Below are 677 nucleotides of genomic sequence, written 5' to 3'. Positions count from 1 at the left end.
CCACGCGTTTGCGACCCTCGACGGTTAGCGACACCAGGACGGCGCGCCGGTCCGACGGGGAAGGGGATCGTTCAACAAGCCCTTTTGCTTCCAGCCTGTCGATACGGTTGGTCATGGTTCCAGATGATACGAGCAGTTCGTTCATGAGGACGCCCGGGGTGAGCGCATATGGGCTACCGGACCTGCGTAGGGACGAAAGAACGTCGAATTCCCAAGGCTCGAGGCCGTGCGAAAGAAACGCGTTTCGCCGCGCGAGGTCGAGGTGGCGGGCCAGTCGCGTGATGCGCGAGAAAACGAGCATGGGAGTGGAGTCGAGGTCGGGCCTCTCTTTTTGCCAAGAGCTGACGATGCGGTCAACCTCGTCGTCCGGAGTTGGGACGGGCATGCGTTTGTTTTCACTCACGCTTCAAAGATACTTGAAATCAAGACTCTTGTCTTCGTTGATTTTGAAGTTCACCTTAATCAGCGTCGCTAAGTAGCTGCGGATCGGGGTGCAGATTTCGTAGTCCGAGCCAGGTGAGGTTAACGATGTGAGAGGCCACGGTCTTCTTATCGGGGCTGCGCTCTTCTAGCCACCATTGACCAACTTGGGCGATTAGTCCAACCAGCATCTGCGCGTAGATTGGGGCGGCTTTAGCATTTAGTTTTGCTTCCTTGAAGCGGGCGGCAACAAGATG

1 protein-coding gene and 1 pseudogene are annotated in these 677 nt (G+C 56.7%); both read right to left on the bottom strand.

The window, feature by feature from the left end; all coding sequences use genetic code 11:
- Nucleotides 1-385 (bottom strand): MarR family winged helix-turn-helix transcriptional regulator (locus HMPREF1627_RS10060; protein WP_081940718.1); only part of this gene is annotated, 385 nt, incomplete at its 3' end.
- A 73-nt stretch (nt 386-458) separates the two neighbouring features.
- A pseudogene (locus HMPREF1627_RS00365) lies at nt 459-677 on the bottom strand (TetR/AcrR family transcriptional regulator); the annotation flags it as partial.

Origin of the sequence: Actinomyces sp. S6-Spd3 (assembly GCF_000758755.1) — a bacterium.
Classification (GTDB): domain Bacteria; phylum Actinomycetota; class Actinomycetes; order Actinomycetales; family Actinomycetaceae; genus Pauljensenia.
Note: the sequence above shows the minus strand (reverse complement) of the source record. Positions and strands in the feature narration are given on the sequence as shown.